Here is a 21,515-nt window from a genome sequence, read left to right as displayed (position 1 = left end):
GTTTTGAAATTAATCTCAAAACGGCTGTCAATTCAATATGTCTAGGAACGTATCTTCTTTTTTATTCGCTTATCTCTCAAAGCGGGTGCAAAAGTACAACTTCTTTTTTATCTCACAAGTATATTCAAAAGTTTTTTTAAAGAAAATTTACTTTCGTTTTACTCATTCAATACATTCAAGAACTTGTCCCCTTTTCGGGAGGGCAAAGATAATTACTTTTTTATCTCTAGCAAATTTTTTAAAGTAAAATTTCTTTTATCTTCATTGCCTTGCCTTTCAATAATTAATTAAGAACCTCGCCGTTATTGCGGGTGCAAAAGTACAACCTAATTCCGCTTTTCCAAGATTTTTTTAACCTTATTTTTTTTCTTTTTCTTAACTCGCTGATTACCCGTTTTGTAAATCATAAAGTTTTTTTAGTACAAGGATAGCTGAAAAGGCTTTTTGTTAAAATTTACCGCAGATTCGCAGATTTTTTAAATAGGGTAGATACTAAATAGGATTAGTTTTTTTTAACCATATAAGGAATATAAGAAAAATAAGATTTTGTGAATTTTTAAATTGTTATTGTTCTTGAAGTTCAACCCGCGTTAGGGATAGTAGCGGCATCCTTTTTAAAAGGAGGCTGAGGAACTCAAAGTCCACTTTTAAAAAGATACAGCGGATAGCCCGACCTGTATGGCAAGGCAACGAAGCCAACAGGGAACGCCCAGAATCTTAAATAATTTTTATTTTTTAATATAAAATATTGTAAATCAGGTATTTATTTTGTACATTTATACTAACCTAATTCTCAAGAGACTCCTACTCTCTTTTATATTCCCCAAACCGAAAGACACTTTGTGTCTAAAGTATGTATTCTAATTTAAATATAGATATCATGGGGAATTACAAATACATTCTATTCTTTAATGAAATCGGAATAAGCGCTATTAGTGAAGTGGGCGGAAAAAATGCTTCGCTTGGTGAAATGTACAACCAACTCAATCCTATTGGGATTCAAATTCCGAATGGATTTGCGATTACTGCCGAAGGGTATCGGCTATTTCGAAAAGAAAATCAGTTAGAAAATGTACTGAATGATTTATTTCAATCTTTAGATAAGGAGCATTTTTCTAACTTGTCCTATATAGGAGCAACTGCACGAGAACATATTCTTTCTGCCCGAATGCCTAAAATTATTGAATCCGAAATTAAGAAAGCGTATCACGCTTTAAGTGAACAATGCGGATTTACTTCGCTTAGTGTGGCTGTGAGGAGTAGTGCTACATCGGAAGATTTACCCTCAGCTAGTTTTGCAGGACAAATGCAATCTTTTTTGAATATTTCTGGAGAAGATCAATTGATTAATGCCGTGCAGCATTGTTTTGTGTCTTTGTTTACAGATCGTGCTATTAAATACCGATACGATATGGGCTTTCAGGGTTTGGATATTGCCATTTCTGTGGGAGTACAACAAATGGTACGAAGCGACCAATCGGCTTCAGGAGTTGCCTTTACTATTGATCCTGATACTGGGTTTGAGAATACAATTATTATAAACGGAATTTGGGGACTCGGCGAAAACATTGTTCAAGGCACTGTTACACCAGACGAGTGGATGGTTTTCAAACCTACATTGGAAAACGAAAAATGGAACCCTATCTTAAAAAAACATTGTGGTAAAAAAGAGTTTACTATGATGTATAATGAAATAGAAAAAGGAATTGCAACCACCAGTACTATTGTCAACACAACCACCTCTTTAGAAAATCAAAATCGGTTTTCATTGAGCGATACCGAAGTGATTCAGCTAGCCCGTTGGTGCTACACAATTGAGAAGCATTACAAAAAAGCGATGGACATTGAGTGGGCAAAAGACGGCACCAACAACCAACTCTATATTGTACAAGCACGGCCAGAGACAATCCATAACAAACCCAATTCAGCGGTTAGAAAAATGTACACCTTAGTTGAAAAAGGGAGTGTTTTATGCAAAGGAATTGCTTTAGGAGATAAAATTACATCGGGTAAGGCGCGTATTGTAAACAATGCTCAAGAAGGCCACTTGGTACAAGAAGGAGAAATCATTGTAACTGATTTGACCAATCCCGATTGGGATCCAATTATGAAAAAAGCAGCTGCTATTGTGACCAATAAAGGAGGACGCACCAGTCATGCCGCAATTGTCGCAAGAGAATTAGACACAGTAGCCGTTGTAGGTTGTGGAGATGCCACAACTACAATAAAAAACGGACAAGAAATCACCGTATCCTGTGCCGAAGGAAAAGAAGGAGTCATTTATAACGGCACATTGCGTTGGAAAACGACGGAACAAGACTTTAGTCGGTTGAAATTACCTGAAACAGCACCCATGCTCATTCTAGCAGATCCTGAAAAAGCCTTTAGATTAAGCCGTTATCCGAACCAAGGTGTGGGTTTGATGCGAATGGAGTTTATTATTTCGAACACCATAAAGATACATCCGTTGGCTTTATGCGAACCAGAAAAAATTACTAATCAAGATACGATTGCTCAAATAGCAGCACTAACCAAAGGCTACGCTGATCCAAAAGATTATTTTGTAACACAACTAGCCGAAGCGGTAGCTACTGTAGCCTGTGCCTTTTATCCAAAGGAGGTGATTGTACGAATGAGTGATTTTAAAAGTAATGAATATGCCAACCTCATCGGGGGCAGCTATTTTGAGCCTGACGAAGAAAATCCGATGATTGGCTTTAGAGGAGCTTCACGGTATTACAGTAATTTTTACCGAAAAGGTTTTGCATTAGAAAGCCAAGCCATGAAAAAAGTACGGGATAAAATGGGGCTTACTAATGTAAAATTAATGATTCCGTTTTGCCGAACTGTTGAAGAAGGAGAAAATGTCCTTACTGAAATGGCTAAAAATGGATTAGTTCAAGGCGTCAATGGATTAGAAGTATACGTCATGATTGAAATACCCAGCAATGTCCTTTTGGCAGATGAATTTGCGAAACTCTTTGATGGATTTTCAATTGGTTCCAACGATCTAACGCAACTCACTTTAGGACTAGACCGAGACTCTTCGCTAGTGAGTTATTTATTTGATGAAGAAAACCCGCAGTACAATCGTTAATCAAAGAAACGATTCGGGTAGCTAAGCGATTTGAAATAAAAGTGGGTTTATGTGGTCAAGCACCGAGTGACCTCCCCCACTTTGCTCAATTTTTGGTGGCTGAAGGTATTGATAGTATTTCATTTACTCCAGACGCATTACTAAAAGGCATTGAAAATATTTTGGAAGCAGAGAAAAAATTAAAAAAAATCACATCTAAAACTATCTGAATTATGGAAACACCATTCAAAAACAAAGTAGCACTTATCACAGGCGGAACTTCTGGAATTGGTAAAGCAACGGCAATTGCTTTTGCAAAAAAAGGGGCAAAAGTGGTTGTTGTAGACAAAAATGAAGATTCGGAAGCTCTTTCTTCCATTAAAAAAATAGCAGAAAAAATGCTATTTATTCAATGCGATGTATCCAATTCGACAGAAGTCAAATTAATGATTGAAAAAACAATTGCCACATTTGGACGACTGGATTATGCCTTCAATAATGCGGGTATCGAAGGTCGAGTAGCTATTACCACTGATTGTTCTGAAGAAAACTGGGATAATACATTAAATACCAACTTAAAAGGAATTTGGCTTTGCATGAAATACGAAATTCCCGAAATGCTGAAACACCATAAAGGAGTAATTATTAATTGTGCTTCTGTCGCTGGATTAGTGGGGTTTTATGGCTCTCCTGCTTATGTAGCTTCTAAACACGGTGTAATTGGCTTAACCAAAACGGCTGCTTTAGAATATGCCAAAGAAGGCATTAGAATAAATGCCGTCTGTCCTGGAGTTATTGATACCCCAATGATTGATAGAATTACAAAAAAAGACAAGGAAATAGAAAAACAATTTGCAAAAATGGAACCTGTAGGGAGATTCGGTTCAGCAGACGAAATTGCCAATGCAGTAATTTGGATGTGTTCAGACGAAGCTTCATTTGTAACAGGACATCCAATGGTTATTGATGGTGGTTTTGTGGCTCAATAAAATTATGTAATTTTAAGTTTTATAACTGTCAATCCAAATGCATGTTTGAATCCAAAAAAAATAATCTTCCTTTCAAGTCGGTCCAACTCGTACATAGTGGGGAAGATTATTTTTCTAGATTAGAACGAATCATTAATGATGCCGTCACCGAAATCCATATCCAGACGTATATTTTTGACAATGACGCAACAGGCAAACGCATTCTTTTGGCTATAAAAGAGGCACTAAAGCGTCAAGTTAAAGTATACCTTTTATTGGATGGCTTTGGCTCCCTTTCTTTTCCAAATGAAATTAGCAAGGAATTGCGACAAGCCGGAGGACATATCCGTTTTTTTTCTCCCTTATTTTCGGCTAGCTCTTTTTACATTGGAAGAAGGCTGCATAAAAAAGTAGTTGTTGCCGATGGCAAAGTAGCTCTAATTGGCGGAATTAATATTGCTAACCGATATCGCGGAACTCCAAACACAAAACCCTGGTTGGATTTTGCCATTGAAATCAATAGCCCGATTGCAAAAGATATTCAATCCCATTGCAAGGCGAATTATAGCAAAAAGAAAAGCGCTTTGCGCAAAACAATCTCTCCAATCTTTGACGCTGAAGAAAAAGTAATGATACAAATTCTTCAAAACGATTGGTTGAATCGGAAAAGTGAAATTTCAAAAGCCTATATCAAATCTATTCGTAATGCTAAAGAAAAAGTTATTATTGTAGGAAGTTATTTTCTACCTGGTCGGAAATTAACTAATGCTTTATTGGAAGCTTCAAAAACCAAAGTAAAAATACAATTAATTCTTTCTGGAGTTTCTGATTTGCCAATGACCCATAGGGCGAGTTGTTATTTGTACTCCAAATTATTGAAGCACAACATTGAATTGTACGAATGGAATCAATCAGTCTTACACGGAAAAGCGATGGTAGTTGATGGTTCTTGGACTACAATTGGTTCTTTCAATCTCAATAATTTAAGTTCTTATGCTAGCATCGAAATGAATGTGGGTATTGAATCTCCTGCTTTTGCTACCCTTTTTGAAGAAGAATTGCAACAGATTCTTTTACAATGCCAAAAAATAACCCCTGAATCATTTCAAACGAGAAACAACTTTATCTCTAAAATCACGACTGCCTTTTCTTATTACATAACAAGAGGTATTGAAATTATTGTAACCTATCTTCCTTACAAAAGGTTCAATCATTCTTAAGTATTATATTTTTCGACAAACTACCGAAAAATCCGATACAAAACACATTAAATCACTGATAATCAATAGTTAATAATTGTATATTTGAGAAGTCATTTCTTACTAAAACAATTTGTTGATTCGCATGAACACCATTCCTAAAATAATCGATCTTATCACTATTTTATTAATGGAAGTAGGTGAGTTATCTTTTTTTGGATGGCGTTTTTTTAAAGAAAGTGTCAAACGCCCTTTTGAATTTAAAGAATTCATAAAACAATGTTTTAATATGGGCAATCGTTCTTTGCTTCTTGTTGGAGTAACTGGCTTTATTATTGGTTTAGTTTTTACTTTACAATCGAGGCCAACATTACAAGAATTTGGAGCGGTCTCTTGGATGCCATCCATGGTGAGTATTTCAATTATTAGAGAAATTGGGCCCATCATTACAGCATTAATTTGTGCTGGCCGAATTGGATCTGGGATTGGCGCCGAGTTAGGCTCTATGCGTGTAACTGAACAAATTGATGCGATGGAAGTTTCAGGGACTAACCCTTTCAAATATCTAGTAGTTACGAGAATTATGGCTACTACGATTATGTTGCCTATTCTAGTAGTTTTTGGAGATGCAATTGCCATTTATGGCTCCTATTTAGTTGAAAACATAAAAGGAAATGTTTCTTTTTTATTGTATTACAATCAGGTTTTTAATTCGTTAGAGTTTGGCGATTTGATTCCTGCTACAATCAAAACGTTCTTCTTTGGTTTTGCCATTGGATTGGTGGGATGTTTTAAAGGATATTATTGTAAAAAAGGAACTGCTGGGGTAGGTATTGCTGCTAATTCTGCTGTTGTATTTACCTCTATGTTATTATTTGTAATTGATTTTATAGCGGTTTTTATTACTGATATTTTTTATGACCTATAAATTATGACCAATAACAACGCTATCATCAAAATTGAAAACTTACGAAAAAGTTATGGCTCTAATTGCGTATTGAATGGTTTTACTATGATTTTAAACGAAGGCGAAAATTTAGTAATAATGGGAAAATCGGGTTCAGGAAAATCCGTAATGATAAAATGCCTAATAGGACTAGAAGAAGCCGATAGTGGCACAATAACTATAATGGGGCAAGAGATTAATCAACTCAATCAAGAAAAGTTAGATGAGCTAAGAACAGAAGTTGGTTTTCTTTTTCAAGGAAGTGCTTTGTATGATTCAATGACCGTTAGAGAAAATTTAGAATTTCCCTTAAGGCGCCATACTAAAAAATTTGGCCACATCAAAGACACCAGTCCTTTAGTAATGGAGGCATTAAACAATGTGGGGCTAGTACATGCTGTAGATTTAATGCCTGAGGAATTGTCAGGAGGAATGAAACGGAGAGTTGCATTAGCAAGAACATTGATTCTGCAACCCAAAATTATTCTTTATGACGAACCTACAACAGGATTAGATCCTATTACGGCTAAAGAAATTTTACTATTGATGAAGTCGATTCAAAAAAAATACAACACTTCGGCGATTATCATCACACACGATGTAGATTGTGCTAGAGTGATTTCAAATAGGATGATATTATTAGTTGATGGAATTAATTATGCTGAAGGAACTTTTGAAGAATTATCAGATTCAACCGACACAAAAATCCAAGCCTTTTTTAAATAAAACTAAAAATGGAAAAAACAACTGGACAAAAAATACAGTTAGGACTATTCGTCATTATTGGCTTATTACTTTTTGTGTTGGCAGTATATTTCATTGGCGATAAGCAAAAAATGTTTGGAAAGACCTCTCACTTGACTGCTGTTTTTACCAATGTAAATGGATTACAATTAGGAAATAATGTCCGCTATTCTGGAGTAAATGTGGGTACTGTACGCGACATTGAGATGATAAATGATACTACTATAAAAGTAGTAATGCTTATTGATAAAACTATTTTTAGTTACATCAAAAATAACGCTGTAGCTGCAATCGGCTCGGATGGACTAGTAGGCAATCGGATTATCAATATTATGCCCGAAAAGGAAGATTCTCCTTCAGTTCAAGCTGGAGACGAAATCAGATCAATTAAAAAAATTAATCCCGATGATATGTTAAACACTTTAGATATCACAAATAAAAACGCGGCGCTACTGACGATTGATTTACTAAAAATCACGAACCAAATTAACAAAGGCAAAGGAACAATTGGTCTTTTAATTAAAGATTCTATTGTTGCCAATGAAATAAAAACAACGATATCCAACTTAAAACAAACCAGTAAAGGAACCGATAAATTAATCCACAAAGTAAACCAAATTCTAATGGATTTGGATCAAAAAAATAATCTGATTGGTATTTTAAGGGATACTGTAGTAGCGCATAAAATTAAACATACCATTATCAACATTAATCAATTAGCCACTAAAACAAATACTATAGCCCAACATTTGGACGCTACTTTACTGAACATAAACGAAGGAAAAGGGGTTATTAACTACTTATCAAACAACCCAAAATTAGTTCAAAAAATAGACTCAACGATGACTAATTTAAACCATGCTAGTTTCAATTTAAATGAAGATTTAGAAGCGCTAAAATGTAATTTCTTTTTTCGAGGTTATTTTAAAAAACAAGAAAGAGCAAAACTAAAAGCACAAAAAACAAAACCACAAGAGACATCAACTGAAATGGACAAAAAATACTGAAACAACATGATAACAATAGAAAAATTAGGCATTATACTAAGCCCTACCGATCTTGATTTTGAAAATAATGGTGTTTTCAATGCTGGCATTTATCAAGAAGGAGACACCGTTCATATTCTGTATCGCGCTGTGGAACATGGTAATTTTTCCACCATTGGCTATGCCAAATCCAAAGGACCTTTTACAATAGTTAAACGAAACGAAAAACCCCTGATTTCACGTGATTTTGAATATGAAAAACACGGTGTCGAAGACCCTCGAATAGTGAAAATTGAAGACACCTATTACATTACTTATACAGCCTATGATGGAGTAAATGCTATGGGTGCATTAGCAACTTCTAAAGATTTAATTCATTTTGAAAAACACGGCATCATAACTCCTCATGTGAATTATCAAGAATATGAAGACTATGTCAATTGCTGTGGTGGTAAAAAACTCAATCCAAAATACCATCAATATTACAATCTTTTTGCTCAAATAGGATTAGTTGACGATGAACATCGGCTTTTAAGAGATAAAGACATTGTACTATTTCCCAGAAAAATCAACGGAAAATTCGTGCTGTTACATCGTATTTGGCCAGGAATTCAAATCGTACAATTTGAAAAATGGGAAGAACTTACTGAAGCATTTTGGGAAGATTACCTTAAAAACCTTATCAATTATATTGTGCTAGATCCTAAAGATGCATTTGAAGTCGATTATCTAGGTGCTGGTGGTCCTCCTATTGAAACTGAATATGGATGGCTACTCATTTATCATGGTGTAGAAGAAACCGTAACGGGCAAAATATACCATGCTAAAGCCGCTTTACTTCAATTAGACAAACCAGAAATCGAATTAGCAAGACTCCCCTATCCTTTATTTTCACCCAATAAAGAATGGGAAATGACTGGGGTTGTAAACAACGTTGTTTTTCCTACTGGCCACGCACTATTTGGTAATGATTTGTATGTATATTATGGAGTTGCTGACCGACATGTTGCGGTAGTCCGAATCAATCTCGAAGAACTACTTACCGAATTAAGAAAACAATCCTAAAACGAACTAATTATGAAACTGAACACTGGAATAAAAATGTTACTTGTGAGTTCTTACCCGTCTCGCGAGTGTGGATTAGCGACTTTTTCGAACGATATTGTAGAGGCGGTTATCAATGTTTTTGGGGACACCCTACCCATTGAAGTGTGTGCATTAGAAAATGAAGGACAGCATTTTGACTACAGCGAAGAAGTAAAATACACCCTATCAACTTCAAATGTTGACAATTACCGATTGGTAGCCGAAAAAATAAATGCTAGAAATGACATTGGATTAGTGTGCATACAACATGAGTTTGGGCTATTTAGCGGGGAATACGGCGATCATATCTTGTCATTTATTTTAGCATTAAACAAGCCCATTGTGACTGTATTTCATACCGTTTTACCTTATCCTGATGAAAAAAGAAAAAAAGTAGTGCATGCCATTGGTGATTTGTCTGACAGAATAGTGGTACTTACTAAAAACTCACAAAACATATTGATTTGTGATTACGACATAATTCCTTCTAAAACAGTGGTCATTCCACATGGAAATCATACTGTACTCTGGGAACAAAAAGAAAAACTAAAAGAAAAATTCAATTTTTCAGATAGAATTGTCATGTCCACCTTTGGTCTCATTAGTCAAAATAAAGGAATTGAAACCGTTTTATATGCCCTCCCTGAGATTGTTAGCTGTTATCCCGAAGTGGTGTATTTAGTTATTGGCAAAACACATCCCGAAATTCTTCGTCGAGAAGGAGAAAAATACCGTGATTCTCTTATCGAAATCGTCAAAAGACAAAATCTAGAAAACAATGTAATCTTTGTTAATGAATACCTAGATCTGAAAGAATTACTCGACTATTTGACTTTATCAGAGATTTATTTATTTTCGTCTAAAGACCCAAACCAAGCCGTCAGCGGAACATTTGCTTACGCCATGAGCTGTGGTTGTGCCGTAATTTCCACTCCTATTCCACATGCTAAAGAAGCACTGCATCACGAGAACGGAATTCTACTAAATGGATTTGATCAATCAAACGAATTTCAAGATGCCATATTTCGATTGATAAAAGATAGCGAAACGCGTATTGCAATGGGCAAAAATGCTTTTGCAACTTCTAGTGCAACCTCTTGGAAAAATATCGCCATTCAATATCGTTTGCTATTTGACCAATTGACTAATCGAGAAGACGATTTGAAATTTATTTTTCCTCCAATAAAATTAGACCACATTGAGAAATTAACTACCGATTATGGAATTCTACAATTTTCAAAATTCAGCCAACCCGATCCTGATTCAGGATATACTCTAGACGATAACGCAAGAGCCTTAATCAATATGGTTTTATACAATAAAGTGTATCCTAATGAAAATTGTTTAGAATTGGCCAATACCTATCTCAATTTTGTTGAAGGAATCCAAAAAGAAGATGGATGGTTTAATAATTATAAAGATTTTGAAGGCCGATTGACACCGCAAAACGGAGAAGTTAATCTTGAGGATGCTAACGGGAGAGCCCTTTGGAGTTTAGGAACGGTAATCGCACATCGAGACACTCTACCACTTGAAATGATTTGTAGAGCAGTTCAATGTTGGGACAAGGCTATTCAACGAATTGACAACATCAAATCACCCAGAGCAATTGCTTATGCCATAAAAGGACTGTATCACTATTATCTAACCTATAAAAATGAAAACAGTAAACTTCAAATAGAAAAATTAGCAGATGAATTGCTACACCATTACGACATTCATTCCGAAGAAAACTGGTGTTGGTATGAAGATTATATGACTTATGCTAACAATGTACTTCCTGAAGCTATGATGTATAGCTATCTGATAACTGGAAATTCAAAGTACAAAAAAATCGCATTAATTACCTTTGACTTTTTATTATCCCACTATTTTATGAAAGGACAGTTGAAGGTAATTTCTAACCGAGGTTGGTTTAAAAAAGAAAATGAACGATTTTTCTATGGAGAACAACCTATTGAAGTAGCCACTACCATTATTGCTTTGGATTTATTTTACGAAATCACACAAAATAAAAAGTATAAAGATCAACTCCAATTGGCTTTTGTTTGGTTTTTAGGCAACAACCATTTAAAGCAAATTATGTACAATCCAGAAAATGGCGCATCTTACGACGGACTAGAAGATACACACGTAAATATCAACCAAGGTGCTGAATCTACTTTGTGTTTTTTCAAAGCCCGATTAATTATGGAAAAATACTCCGAATATAATTTGATGAATAATTTTCCAATTTTAAAAGAAGAGCTAAGCCGTTTTTAAAGCTTCAATTAAATAATCGATGTCTTCTTTTGTATTGTAATGGCTGAAAGAAATACGCAAACTTGGTTTAGTCAACTCTTCTGGAGAAAGAATCTCAGCCAAAACGTGAGATGGATTACTGCTGCCAGATTGACACGCGCTACCGCGAGAAACCGCAATGCCTTTGATATCTAAATGAAATAACAACATTCCTGCTTTTTCGTCTGAGAGAGGAAGAATAACATTAATAATATTATAAAATGCATTTTCAGAACCCACAACTTTTGAATCTGGAAATACTTGAGTCAATTGACCAATGCAGTATTTTTTTAAATCGGAAATATAAGCTCTTTCCGAATCTAGATTAGCATAAGCCATTTCTAACGCTTTTGCCATTCCAGCAACTTGATAGATGGGCTCAGTACCACCTCGCATTCCTTTTTCTTGTTCTCCACCTAATAATAAAGGTTGTAAGCCCGAATTTTTACGAATGAAAGCAAAACCAATTCCTTTTGGGCCATGAAATTTATGAGCACTTGCCGAGATAAAATCAATTGGCAATGCCTTCAAATCAATTTCGGTCTTCCCAACAGATTGCACGGTATCAGAATGAAAAAGAGCATTGTATTCTTTGCAAATAGTTGCTATTCGTTCTAAATCCAAAACCACTCCTACTTCATTATTTACATGCATCAAACTCACTAAGGTGGTTACCTCTTGCGATAATAATTCAACGAAATGCGTTACATCAAGACTACCATCTGATTTTATATTTACAAAATCAACTTGGACACCAAATTCTTTTTGTAAAGCCAAAGCAGGATACAATACTGCATGGTGTTCTACTTTAGTAGTGATAATTCGCTTCACTCCTAAATCTCGAACTGCTGAACGTAAAATCCAGTTGTTAGCCTCAGTCCCCGAAGAAGTAAAAAAGATTTCAGACCCCACCACATTCAACTGCTTAGCAATTGATTTTCTTGAAAGTTCCAAAACATTTTTGGCGTTTCGACCGAAGCTATGCGTTGAGGAAGGATTTCCATAATCTTCTGTCATTAATCGAGTAATTTCTTGAATCACTTCTGGACGGATTGCCGTAGTAGATGCGTTGTCTAAATATACTTTTTTCATAAGTGCAAATTTATGAAATATCTTCACAAATAGTCCAATACTACTAATTAATTATCGATTTTTTGATTATTTTTGAGCCAAATATAAGAATAATGAAAAGAGCATTATACGGCCTAATTATAGCATTAATATTCAATAGCTGTGACGACGGAAATTTAACCCAAGAAGTGATTAGTTTTGATACGGTGACTACCCAAAGTTGCAGTTCTAACAATGTTATCTACAAAATCAAAGGCCAAGAGGCTTTACTGCTACAAATTCCTGCCAGTTCATTTACTAATGAACCAACTCCTGTCGGGAGCCCAATAAGTATTGATATCAATAGTACTAATCGTGTAGTGTATCGTTTTTACAATGGAACGATATCAAGCAGTATGTTTTGTGAAACCATTCCACCTTCTTCTCCTACCGTTACTGATGAATGGATTGCTACTGCTGGTAAAATTCAAATTACCACAACAGCTATTAAAACAACAAATGCTAGTACGGGACGCACTTCAATTACAGGTTACAACTACAATATAGTATTTAAAAACATTACTTTTGCCAAACAAAATGGCACTCAAGTATATGAAACTTTCACTTTTGGAGATTATATTCAAAATATAACTCCTCTAGTATTTGGTTTTGACGAAACTTTAGAACAATGCCCTACATCAAAACAAATTTATAATTATAATAGTAGCGAGGCTGTAACGCTTGACAATATTGATGCTAACTTAATCCAGAATCAAATCACACCTCTAAACACACCTAGAACAGCATTACTAGGTACTACAACTAACAAACTTGTTTACCGTTTGTTTACTAATGGAGTTATAACACCTAATTATTTTTGCAACACGACTACCCCAACGGTACCTGCTATCAGTCAAGAGTGGATTGCAGATGCAGGCGTTGCCAATACGAAAGGGATTATTGAAGTTACCACAACAAATGTACTCAATACCTATACCCACCATATTGTTTTAAAGAAGGTAACTTTTGCCAAAGGTAACAATAATTTCACTCTAGGAGACAGCTATGTTTTAGGTGATTTAATCACTACGAATTAAACCCTTTTTGTAGCAGATTTTCAGCTACTAAAAAAACATAAAAACGTCAGTATTTTTCAATCGAAATACTGACGTTTTTTTTATTCAAAATCACCCCTTAAATAAATGATTTTTACTTGCTATTTTGTTTAATATAAACTTCGGTTGCACCCAAACCGTATTTTTGATAATTGGCATCTTGAAACGAAATATTATCATAACGTCCTAACAAAAAATCCAACTCGGCTTTCAAAACTCCTTCACCAACTCCATGGATAAAAACGATCTTTGGTATCCGATTTCGGATGGCAAAATCAAGATGTCTTTTTGCCGTTTCCGATTGCAAAGTTAAAATATCAAAATTAGACATTCCGCGTTTATTAGGAACCAATTTTTCGATGTGCAAATCAAATTCCGGAACGCCAACTTCGCGTTTTTCTTTACGCTCTTTGACAAAACTTCTTGGTTTTGGAATCTCTTTTTCTTTTTTTATTTCACCTGAATTAAAACTTTTAATAGAATTCATTAAGTTACTGGATTCGTTTATCTTAATTAATTCATTGACAAAAAATGTCATCACAAATCCATCTGTAGATTCAATCGTAACCTGCTCACCATTGACAGATAAAACCACGCCATTTACAGCTTCGTCTAAAACAGAAACTTCATCTCCTTTACTGAACATCATCTTCGTTTTTATCTTGATTTTTACTTGGCGTTTTAGCACTCAATCGCATCATTCCATACATAAAAACTGCAATTGCTCCTACCGTGATATAGACATTACTATTCGTTTTTTGCTGCTCGTAAAAAGCAATCAAAAAAGCGACAAGCATCATCGGAATCATAATTTTTTTCATCATTGTAAATTTGGTTTTTCAAAAGTAAACAATTTAAAATAGCATCAAATTTATTCTTAAAAAGGTTTGGTATTTTTTCGTAAAATTGTAAAAACAAAACTGCTTTGAATTTAGAAAAATACATGCTCCCATGCATCAGCAAAACACTATTCGGAATAGAGTGTTTGGGCTGTGGTTTTCAACGTGCTTTTCTATTGGTTTTAGAAGGCAATTTTGAAGCCGCTTTTAAGATGTATCCTGCTATTTATTCTTGCCTTATTTTTATACTTTTTATTGGACTACATTTTGCAGATTCAAAAAGAGATTACAAAAAAGCACTACTTGTTTTGGCTATTCTAAATGGCAGTATTATGATTGTAAGTTATTACTACAAACATTTTTTATAATCAATTAAGCCACAAATTGAAGATACAACAACGCTACCGCTGCAGCTGTCATTAGTATCAAAGCTGAAAAGCCAAGAACATTTGACCGTTTACTATTTGTAAATTGCCCCATCACGTCCTTATTATTACAAATATGCAGAATAATAGCAATCAGTACTGGAGCAGTTAGTCCATATAAAATTGCTGTGTAAATCAATGCCTTAACTGGAGAAATTCCAACATAATTCAACGACAAACCTAAAACTAAAGAAACCGCAATTACTGCATAAAATGCTTTGGCTTCGTGAAACTTCTTATCCAACCCTTGTTCCCAACCAAACGTTTCGGTTATAATATACGACAACGAACCACTTAAAACAGGAATAGCCAACAAACCCGTACCAATAATCCCTATCGCAAAAAGCAAATAGGCCAAATCTCCTGCCAAAGGTCGTAACGCTATAGCAGCTTGCTCCACCGTATCTATTTGATAAATCCCTCCATTATATAAAACCGTACCTGTGGTTAAAATAATAAAATACATTACCAAACCTGAAAAAGTCATTCCAAAATCAACATCCTGCCTCATATCATGAATGATTTTTTTATCGACCACCAAATGATTTTTTTTGTGTTTCATCTCTTCCACCTCCATTGTAGCCTGCCAAAAGAAAAGATACGGGGAGATTGTAGTTCCTAAAATACCTACTAAAATCCCAATAAACTCTTTATTAAATTCTAAATTCGGAACAAATGTATTCTTTAAAATTAGCCCCCAATCTTGATGATACAAAAAGGGAACTACCAAATACACTAACAATACAACACATAAGTATTTTAAAGTAGCTGCTATCTTTAAATACGGTAGATAAATAATTAAAACAAGCAATGCTACCGTAAAGAACACACTAAAAAAAGTTGCATCAATGGACGGAAACAACAAATTTCCAACTGCTCCCATTCCTGCAATATCAGCTCCAATATTCATCACAATAGCAGGAAAACTAAACAGCAACATCAAATACAGAACAGGTCGTGGATAATTTTTCTTCAATGCCCCTGTCAATCCCAAAGAGGTGACTAACCCTATTTTGGCACACATTTGCTGAATAGCTGCCATCAATGGAAAAGCCAAAAGTCCTGTCCATAAAGTTGACAACCCGTAAGCTGCTCCTGCCTGAGAATAAGTAGCTATTCCAGAGGGATCATCGTCACTAGCCCCTGTTATCAAACCAGGGCCAAGAAGTTTCCAAAAACGATTGAGTTTATTGATTACTTTAGTTTTTGTGTTCATTCTAAATTCAATTAATTGACAAGCTAATTTAAGCATTTAAAATCATATCCAAATGCAAGACTTAAACAGTTTCGATAAATTCACAAATTAGCACGCAAACGCCAAAAAATTATTCGCCGATTTTCTAAAAAACACCTACTTTTACAACTTATTTAACCGAACAATTTCATAATCGTGACAAAAAATCAGATTATCCAAAATATCAATGTGTTGAAAAGTGATTTTTCAATACATTATAGCATCAAAACAAAAACAGAAGCCTTTACTGAAAAGCTATTCTATACTTTGTTTGACGGAAGCGCATCGCTCGACGAGAGTATTGACGAACTTGAAGTACTCTTCAAAGAAATTTCAGCTATAGCTTGTAAAAAAACAACCAAATTATGCGATTCCATTTGGGATAATTTTTTAGAGAAACTTCCTTCAGTATTAGAAAAATTAAACAAAGACGCAGCTTATATTTTAGAAAATGACCCTGCATCCAACAGCATTGAAGAAGTGTATTTGGCTTACCCAGGCTTTTATGCCATAGCTATTTATCGTTTGAGCCACGAATTGTATCTTTTAGATTTATTGCTATTTTCACGTTTAATGAGTGAATACGCTCATCGTATTACCGGTACAGATATTCATGCAGGCGCCACAATTGCATCGCCTTTCTTTATTGATCACGCCACAGGAATTGTAATTGGCGAGACTACTGTTATTGAAAAAAACGTAAAAATATACCAAGGCGTTACTCTTGGAGCCTTAAGCATTACCAAAGAGATGAAAAACTCTAAAAGGCATCCTACAGTGGAAGAGGAAGTATGCATCTATGCCAATGCAACCATTTTAGGAGGCACAACAACCATTGGAAAAAATAGTATTATTGGAGGGAATTCATGGGTTACCAAATCCATTCCAGCCAATTCTATAGTAACCAATACTACAACCGAAGTTAAAGTAAAAGAGAAGAAATAACATGGAACCTAAAAAATTAATTGAATTAATTGGCAATACGCCTTTAGTAATTAGCCGTAATTTAGTTCAAAATCCTAACGTAAAACTGTTATTAAAACTTGAAGGAAACAATCCAGGAGGAAGTGTTAAAGACCGCGCTGCTTATAATATGATTGCTTCTGCCATAGAGCGGGGAGATATCAAAAAAGGAGACAAGTTAATTGAAGCTACTAGTGGCAACACTGGAATAGCTTTGGCCATGATTGCCCAATTATTTGACATCGAAATTGAATTGGTTTTACCTGCAGATTCGACAAAAGAACGCACTCAAACAATGCTTGCTTATGGTGCCAAAGTAACCCAAACTCCTGCCAGTTCAGGAATCATTGGCTCACGTGATTATGCCGATCAAAAAATAGCCGAAGGAGGTTATGTCATGCTAAATCAATTTGCCAATGAAGACAATTGGAAAGCGCATTACAAAACAACAGGACCAGAAATCTGGAACGATACTAAGGGAACTGTAACTCATTTTGTTTCGGCGATGGGAACAACAGGAACGATCATTGGTACTTCAACTTATTTAAAAGAACAAAATAAAAATATTCAAATTATTGGCGCTCAACCAAGTGACGGCTCTCAAATTCCAGGAATTCGAAAATGGCCTCAAGAATACCTTCCTAAAATTTTTGACGCTTCAAAAGTGGACACTATTATGGAAGTTAGCGAACAAGAAGCCCGAGAAATGACAAAACGCCTAGCTAAAGAAGAAGGAATTTTTGCAGGAATGAGCAGTGGAGGATCTGTGGCTACGGCTGTAAAGATAGCCAACCAATTAGAATCAGGAGTAGTTGTAGCAATCATCTGTGATCGTGGAGATCGTTATTTATCTTCTGATTTATTTGATTAAAAATAGCACTATTTTCATATCTTTACTTGTCTAAAACTAGAATTGTATGAAAACACTTCTCTATATATCATTCTTTTTATTATTAGGTATGTCCGAACAATCTATCGCTCAAGACTGGGCTAATTTGGCTAAATACGAAAATGAAAACGCCTTATTTACGACTAAAAAATCTGGCGAAAAAAGAATAGTTCTAATGGGAGATTCCATTACCGAATTTTGGCTACAAATCCATCCCGAGTTCTTCAAAGACAAACCATACATAGATCGAGGAATAAGCGGTCAAACTACCCCTCAAATGCTCATTCGTTTCAGACCTGATGTGATCAATTTACAGCCCGATGTAGTGGTTATTTTAGCAGGCGTGAATGACATTGCCGGAAACACAGGACCCACAACAAATGAAAAAATTCTAGGAAATATCATTTCTATGGTCGAATTGGCAAAAGCCAACAAAATAAAAGTAATTTTATGTTCGGTTTTGCCTGCCAGTAATTTCTATTGGAGACCCAATGATAAAGCTGCTGAAACTATAATCCAATTGAATCAGTTAATTCATTCGTATGCCAATCAACATCATATTCCTTATGTTGATTATCATACTGCTATGGCTGATGCCAAAAATGGTTTGCCAAAAGAATTTGCTGATGACGGCGTACACCCCAACTTAAAAGGGTATCAAGTCATGGAAAGTCTTTTAGAAAAAGTAATCCATAAGACACTCAAAAAGTAATTCATATCAAAAGGCAAGGCAAAACTTGCCTTTTGTCGTATATAAAAGTCTTATGTAACAAAAGTTACTGTAAACCGATTGTAGCTGTTGTAAATTTGCAGAATAAAATTCATATACCATGAAAACAGAAGAAATTAAAATCGCGAATCTTAAATGTGGAGGCTGTGCCACCACTATAAAAAAAGAGCTTTTTGAATTAGACGGTGTTAAAGAAGTAAAAGTAGATAACGACAATGATTCTGTAACCGTAATGTACAAAGAAGGAATTAGAGAAGCAATAACACAACGATTACACGACCTTGGATATCCTGAAGCTACCGAAAAAAACGGTCTGCTTTTAAAACTTAAAAGTTATTCTAGTTGTATGATTGGTAAAATCAATAATTTATAATACACAAACATGAATTTAGAAAACATTATTAAAGAAAATAAATGCACCATTGTAGACGTGCGCTCTTATGAAGAGTTTATGGGTAGTCATGTGGCTAATTCCATCAACATCCCATTGCAAACCATTCCAGAAAGAATAAAAGAGTTAAAAGAATTAACAATGCCTTTAGTACTTTGTTGTGCTTCGGGAAATAGAAGCGGACAAGCGCAACATTTTCTTTCACAACATGGAGTTGATTGCTACAATGGTGGTTCTTGGCTAGACGTAAATTACTATCAATCAAAATAAATTTCATGATAACTACTTTAAAAAAGATTTTTGGTTTTGGACCAAGCGTTAATTATTCTGAATTAGCACAGCAAGATGCTATTATATTAGACGTACGTTCAAAAGCAGAGTTTACTGGAGGACACATCAAAGGGGCTATCAATATTCCCGTAAACGTTTTGAGTTCACATCTTAGCCAACTCAAAGACAAAAACAAACCCATAATTACCTGTTGTGCATCAGGTATGAGAAGTGCCTCTGCCAAAAGCATTTTACAATCAAACGGGTATCAAAATGTATATAATGGCGGTGGATGGTTAAGCCTTCAAAACAAATTATAGCGCATCTAAAACTCATCATAAATAGCCTTCCTTACCAGAAGGCTTTTTTGTTTTTTTAATGAATTTATTTTTTTGTTGATAATTTCCCTTATTTCTTAATAAATCAAAAGGAAATATTCAAAAAACGTTTGTAGTAACCCCAAATAAAAATTACATTTGCATTTGTTTAACTTTCAAACATCAAATAATGCCTAACACACAACAATTAAACGATTTAACTATCCAAGTTAGAAGAGATATTCTTCGAATGGTACACGCTGTCAACTCAGGTCATCCTGGAGGTTCTTTGGGCTGTACTGAATTTTTAGTAGCCCTTTACCAAAAAATCATGGAACGCAAAGAAGGTTTTGATATGGACGGAATTGGAGAAGATCTTTTCTTCCTTTCAAACGGACACATCTCGCCTGTTTTTTATAGTGTATTAGCAAGAAGTGGTTATTTTCCAGTAGCCGAATTGGCTACCTTCCGCTTGATTAACACTAGACTTCAAGGACACCCAACTACACATGATGGATTACCTGGAGTGCGTATGGCATCTGGTTCTCTTGGACAAGGTTTATCTGTTGCAATAGGAGCTGCCGAAGCTAAAAAATTAAATAAAGACAATCATCTTGTTTATACTTTACATGGTGACGGAGAATTGCAAGAAGGTCAAAACTGGGAAGCAATTATGTATGCTTCTGCCAAAAAAATAGACAACCTTATTGCTACTGTTGACCTTAACGGAAAACAAATTGACGGTACTACTGACGAAGTGTTGTGTATGGGAAGCTTGAAAGCTAAGTTTGAAGCATTTGATTGGGATGTTTTAGAAATCAAAGAAGGAAACAACATCGACGCCATCCTTGCAGGAATGAGCGAAGCAAAATCAAGAACAGGAAAAGGAAAACCAGTTTGTGTGTTATTGCATACCGAAATGGGTAATGGAGTAGATTTCATGATGTACAGTCATGCTTGGCACGGTAAAGCGCCAAATGACTCACAATTGGAACAAGCTTTATCACAAAATATTTCAACGCTAGCAGACTACTAATAACACGATACAACAGATGAAAAAATATATAAATACAGGAAGTAAAGATACTCGTTCAGGTTTCGGAGCGGGAATGACTGAATTAGGTCAAAAAAATGAAAATGTAGTAGCACTTTGTGCCGACTTAATTGGCTCATTAAAATTTGACGAATTCAAAAAAAATCACCCAGAGCGTTTTTTCCAAATTGGAATTGCTGAAGCTAACATGATTGGAATTGCAGCAGGATTAACTATTGGAGGTAAAATTCCGTTTACAGGAACTTTTGCTAACTTTTCTACAGGACGTGTTTATGATCAAATCCGTCAATCGGTAGCTTATTCTGATAAAAATGTTAAAATCTGTGCTTCGCACGCGGGATTGACTCTTGGAGAAGACGGTGCTACACACCAAATCCTAGAAGACATTGGATTAATGAAAATGTTACCAGGAATGACCGTTATCAATACTTGTGATTACAATCAAACCAAAGCGGCTACTATTGCTTTAGCTGATCACCACGGACCAGCTTACTTGCGTTTTGGACGACCAGTAGTACCTAACTTTACTCCAGCTGACGAACCATTTGTTATTGGCAAAGCCATTCTATTAAATGAAGGTACTGATGTTACTATTGTAGCAACTGGACACTTAGTTTGGGAAGCTTTGATTGCTGCTGAGGCTTTAGAAGCTAAAGGTATTTCTGCCGAAGTAATCAACATTCACACGATTAAACCATTGGACGAAGAAGCGATTTTAAAATCATTGGCAAAAACAAAATGTATTGTTACTGCTGAAGAACACAACATCTTAGGAGGTTTAGGAGAAAGTGTTTCTAGAGTATTAGCATTGCACCACCCTTCTCCACAAGAATTTGTTGCAGTAAACGATAGTTTTGGAGAATCAGGAACACCTGAGCAATTAATGGAGAAATACAAGCTAAACAATCAAGCGATTGTTGCCGCTGCAGAAAGAGTAATCAAAAGAAAATAAT

Annotated in this window: 21 protein-coding genes and 1 pseudogene; 18 read left to right on the top strand and 4 right to left on the bottom strand. The window is 35.2% G+C overall.

Going from position 1 to position 21,515, the window contains the following annotated elements:
• Positions 1-853: 853 nt before the first annotated feature.
• From ppsA to MG292_RS07040, 8 genes and pseudogenes are all read left to right on the top strand, one after another.
• Positions 854-3,306, top strand: a pseudogene (gene ppsA / locus MG292_RS07075) (phosphoenolpyruvate synthase).
• Between the two features lie 3 nt (positions 3,307-3,309).
• Positions 3,310-4,065, top strand: coding sequence for an SDR family oxidoreductase (locus MG292_RS07070; RefSeq protein ID WP_264533416.1), 756 nt, complete (start codon positions 3,310-3,312; stop codon positions 4,063-4,065).
• 41 nt (positions 4,066-4,106) lie between these two features.
• Positions 4,107-5,264 carry a phospholipase D-like domain-containing protein gene (locus tag MG292_RS07065; RefSeq protein WP_264533417.1) on the top strand — a complete coding sequence of 386 codons (1,158 nt, stop codon included), beginning with the start codon at positions 4,107-4,109 and terminating at the stop codon, positions 5,262-5,264.
• A 124-nt stretch (positions 5,265-5,388) separates the two neighbouring features.
• The gene (locus MG292_RS07060; protein ID WP_264533418.1) at positions 5,389-6,171 is read left to right on the top strand and encodes an MlaE family ABC transporter permease; all 783 of its coding nucleotides are present in this window, start codon (positions 5,389-5,391) and stop codon (positions 6,169-6,171) included.
• A 3-nt stretch (positions 6,172-6,174) separates the two neighbouring features.
• On the top strand, positions 6,175-6,915 hold the full coding sequence (locus MG292_RS07055) for an ABC transporter ATP-binding protein (protein ID WP_264533419.1): 741 nt from the start codon (positions 6,175-6,177) through the stop codon (positions 6,913-6,915).
• A gap of 8 nt (positions 6,916-6,923) precedes the next feature.
• The gene (locus MG292_RS07050; RefSeq protein ID WP_264533420.1) at positions 6,924-7,940 is read left to right on the top strand and encodes an MlaD family protein; all 1,017 of its coding nucleotides are present in this window, start codon (positions 6,924-6,926) and stop codon (positions 7,938-7,940) included.
• 6 nt (positions 7,941-7,946) lie between these two features.
• On the top strand, positions 7,947-8,984 hold the full coding sequence (locus MG292_RS07045) for a glycoside hydrolase family 130 protein (protein WP_264533421.1): 1,038 nt from the start codon (positions 7,947-7,949) through the stop codon (positions 8,982-8,984).
• A gap of 12 nt (positions 8,985-8,996) precedes the next feature.
• The gene (locus MG292_RS07040; RefSeq protein ID WP_264533422.1) at positions 8,997-11,267 is read left to right on the top strand and encodes a glycosyltransferase; all 2,271 of its coding nucleotides are present in this window, start codon (positions 8,997-8,999) and stop codon (positions 11,265-11,267) included.
• Here the strand turns inward: MG292_RS07040 and MG292_RS07035 are convergent.
• Positions 11,253-12,377, bottom strand: a complete 1,125-nt coding sequence (locus tag MG292_RS07035) for a cysteine desulfurase family protein (protein ID WP_264533423.1) — start codon at positions 12,375-12,377, stop codon at positions 11,253-11,255. The genes MG292_RS07040 and MG292_RS07035 overlap by 15 nt on opposite strands.
• A gap of 92 nt (positions 12,378-12,469) precedes the next feature.
• Here MG292_RS07035 and MG292_RS07030 point away from each other — a divergent pair, with 92 nt between their 5' ends.
• Complete coding sequence (locus MG292_RS07030) at positions 12,470-13,432, top strand: hypothetical protein (RefSeq protein ID WP_264533424.1); 963 nt, start codon at positions 12,470-12,472, stop codon at positions 13,430-13,432.
• Between the two features lie 112 nt (positions 13,433-13,544).
• Here MG292_RS07030 and MG292_RS07025 read toward each other — a convergent pair whose 3' ends face one another.
• Together MG292_RS07025 and MG292_RS07020 are read right to left on the bottom strand one after the other, a co-directional pair.
• A complete protein-coding gene (locus MG292_RS07025) occupies positions 13,545-14,096 on the bottom strand; it encodes a Smr/MutS family protein (RefSeq protein ID WP_264534601.1) in 552 nt (183 codons plus the stop codon).
• A complete protein-coding gene (locus MG292_RS07020; RefSeq protein ID WP_264533425.1) occupies positions 14,086-14,274 on the bottom strand; it encodes a hypothetical protein in 189 nt (62 codons plus the stop codon). The genes MG292_RS07025 and MG292_RS07020 overlap by 11 nt, the downstream gene beginning before the upstream one ends.
• 119 nt (positions 14,275-14,393) lie before the next feature.
• Here MG292_RS07020 and MG292_RS07015 point away from each other — a divergent pair, with 119 nt between their 5' ends.
• On the top strand, positions 14,394-14,657 hold the full coding sequence (locus MG292_RS07015) for a DUF2752 domain-containing protein (RefSeq protein ID WP_342032610.1): 264 nt from the start codon (positions 14,394-14,396) through the stop codon (positions 14,655-14,657).
• Positions 14,658-14,661: 4 nt separating this feature from the next.
• Here the strand turns inward: MG292_RS07015 and MG292_RS07010 are convergent, their stop codons facing one another.
• A complete protein-coding gene (locus tag MG292_RS07010; RefSeq protein WP_264533427.1) occupies positions 14,662-15,930 on the bottom strand; it encodes an NRAMP family divalent metal transporter in 1,269 nt (422 codons plus the stop codon).
• Positions 15,931-16,104: 174 nt separating this feature from the next.
• Here MG292_RS07010 and epsC point away from each other — a divergent pair, with 174 nt between their 5' ends.
• The 8 genes from epsC (at position 16,105) to MG292_RS06970 (ending at position 21,514) form a co-directional block, all read left to right on the top strand.
• Entirely contained in the window at positions 16,105-16,893 is a 789-nt protein-coding gene (epsC, locus tag MG292_RS07005) for a serine O-acetyltransferase EpsC (protein ID WP_280157843.1), read from the top strand.
• A 1-nt stretch (position 16,894) separates the two neighbouring features.
• The gene (cysM, locus tag MG292_RS07000) at positions 16,895-17,782 is read left to right on the top strand and encodes a cysteine synthase CysM (RefSeq protein WP_264533429.1); all 888 of its coding nucleotides are present in this window, start codon (positions 16,895-16,897) and stop codon (positions 17,780-17,782) included.
• 46 nt (positions 17,783-17,828) lie between these two features.
• The gene (locus tag MG292_RS06995) at positions 17,829-18,512 is read left to right on the top strand and encodes an SGNH/GDSL hydrolase family protein (RefSeq protein WP_264533430.1); all 684 of its coding nucleotides are present in this window, start codon (positions 17,829-17,831) and stop codon (positions 18,510-18,512) included.
• A gap of 118 nt (positions 18,513-18,630) precedes the next feature.
• A complete protein-coding gene (locus MG292_RS06990; RefSeq protein ID WP_264533431.1) occupies positions 18,631-18,903 on the top strand; it encodes a heavy-metal-associated domain-containing protein in 273 nt (90 codons plus the stop codon).
• A gap of 9 nt (positions 18,904-18,912) precedes the next feature.
• Positions 18,913-19,191, top strand: a complete 279-nt coding sequence (locus MG292_RS06985) for a rhodanese-like domain-containing protein (RefSeq protein ID WP_264533432.1) — start codon at positions 18,913-18,915, stop codon at positions 19,189-19,191.
• Between the two features lie 5 nt (positions 19,192-19,196).
• Positions 19,197-19,511, top strand: a complete 315-nt coding sequence (locus MG292_RS06980) for a rhodanese-like domain-containing protein (protein WP_264533433.1) — start codon at positions 19,197-19,199, stop codon at positions 19,509-19,511.
• Between the two features lie 184 nt (positions 19,512-19,695).
• A complete protein-coding gene (locus MG292_RS06975; protein WP_264534602.1) occupies positions 19,696-20,544 on the top strand; it encodes a transketolase in 849 nt (282 codons plus the stop codon).
• Between the two features lie 16 nt (positions 20,545-20,560).
• The gene (locus MG292_RS06970; RefSeq protein ID WP_264533434.1) at positions 20,561-21,514 is read left to right on the top strand and encodes a transketolase family protein; all 954 of its coding nucleotides are present in this window, start codon (positions 20,561-20,563) and stop codon (positions 21,512-21,514) included.
• The last annotated feature ends 1 nt before the right edge of the window (position 21,515 follow it).

Source organism: Flavobacterium keumense, assembly GCF_029866485.1.
In the GTDB taxonomy this organism is placed as follows: Bacteria; Bacteroidota; Bacteroidia; order Flavobacteriales; family Flavobacteriaceae; genus Flavobacterium; species Flavobacterium keumense.
The sequence above is the reverse complement of the archived record's forward strand: the minus strand, read 5'-3'. Positions and strand labels throughout refer to the sequence as shown.

Excerpts from the sequence above, each read along its gene's own strand:
- MG292_RS07070 (WP_264533416.1), top strand. The coding sequence starts at position 3,310 with ATGGAAACACCATTCAAAAACAAAGTAGCACTTATCACAGGCGGAACT.
- MG292_RS07065 (WP_264533417.1), top strand. The coding sequence starts at position 4,107 with ATGTTTGAATCCAAAAAAAATAATCTTCCTTTCAAGTCGGTCCAACTC.
- MG292_RS07060 (WP_264533418.1), top strand. The coding sequence starts at position 5,389 with ATGAACACCATTCCTAAAATAATCGATCTTATCACTATTTTATTAATG.
- MG292_RS07055 (WP_264533419.1), top strand. The coding sequence starts at position 6,175 with ATGACCAATAACAACGCTATCATCAAAATTGAAAACTTACGAAAAAGT.
- MG292_RS07050 (WP_264533420.1), top strand. The coding sequence starts at position 6,924 with ATGGAAAAAACAACTGGACAAAAAATACAGTTAGGACTATTCGTCATT.
- MG292_RS07045 (WP_264533421.1), top strand. The coding sequence starts at position 7,947 with ATGATAACAATAGAAAAATTAGGCATTATACTAAGCCCTACCGATCTT.
- MG292_RS07040 (WP_264533422.1), top strand. The coding sequence starts at position 8,997 with ATGAAACTGAACACTGGAATAAAAATGTTACTTGTGAGTTCTTACCCG.
- MG292_RS07035 (WP_264533423.1), bottom strand. The coding sequence starts at position 12,377 with ATGAAAAAAGTATATTTAGACAACGCATCTACTACGGCAATCCGTCCA.
- MG292_RS07030 (WP_264533424.1), top strand. The coding sequence starts at position 12,470 with ATGAAAAGAGCATTATACGGCCTAATTATAGCATTAATATTCAATAGC.
- MG292_RS07025 (WP_264534601.1), bottom strand. The coding sequence starts at position 14,096 with ATGTTCAGTAAAGGAGATGAAGTTTCTGTTTTAGACGAAGCTGTAAAT.
- MG292_RS07020 (WP_264533425.1), bottom strand. The coding sequence starts at position 14,274 with ATGATGAAAAAAATTATGATTCCGATGATGCTTGTCGCTTTTTTGATT.
- MG292_RS07015 (WP_342032610.1), top strand. The coding sequence starts at position 14,394 with ATGCTCCCATGCATCAGCAAAACACTATTCGGAATAGAGTGTTTGGGC.
- MG292_RS07010 (WP_264533427.1), bottom strand. The coding sequence starts at position 15,930 with ATGAACACAAAAACTAAAGTAATCAATAAACTCAATCGTTTTTGGAAA.
- cysM (WP_264533429.1), top strand. The coding sequence starts at position 16,895 with ATGGAACCTAAAAAATTAATTGAATTAATTGGCAATACGCCTTTAGTA.
- MG292_RS06995 (WP_264533430.1), top strand. The coding sequence starts at position 17,829 with ATGAAAACACTTCTCTATATATCATTCTTTTTATTATTAGGTATGTCC.
- MG292_RS06990 (WP_264533431.1), top strand. The coding sequence starts at position 18,631 with ATGAAAACAGAAGAAATTAAAATCGCGAATCTTAAATGTGGAGGCTGT.
- MG292_RS06985 (WP_264533432.1), top strand. The coding sequence starts at position 18,913 with ATGAATTTAGAAAACATTATTAAAGAAAATAAATGCACCATTGTAGAC.
- MG292_RS06980 (WP_264533433.1), top strand. The coding sequence starts at position 19,197 with ATGATAACTACTTTAAAAAAGATTTTTGGTTTTGGACCAAGCGTTAAT.
- MG292_RS06970 (WP_264533434.1), top strand. The coding sequence starts at position 20,561 with ATGAAAAAATATATAAATACAGGAAGTAAAGATACTCGTTCAGGTTTC.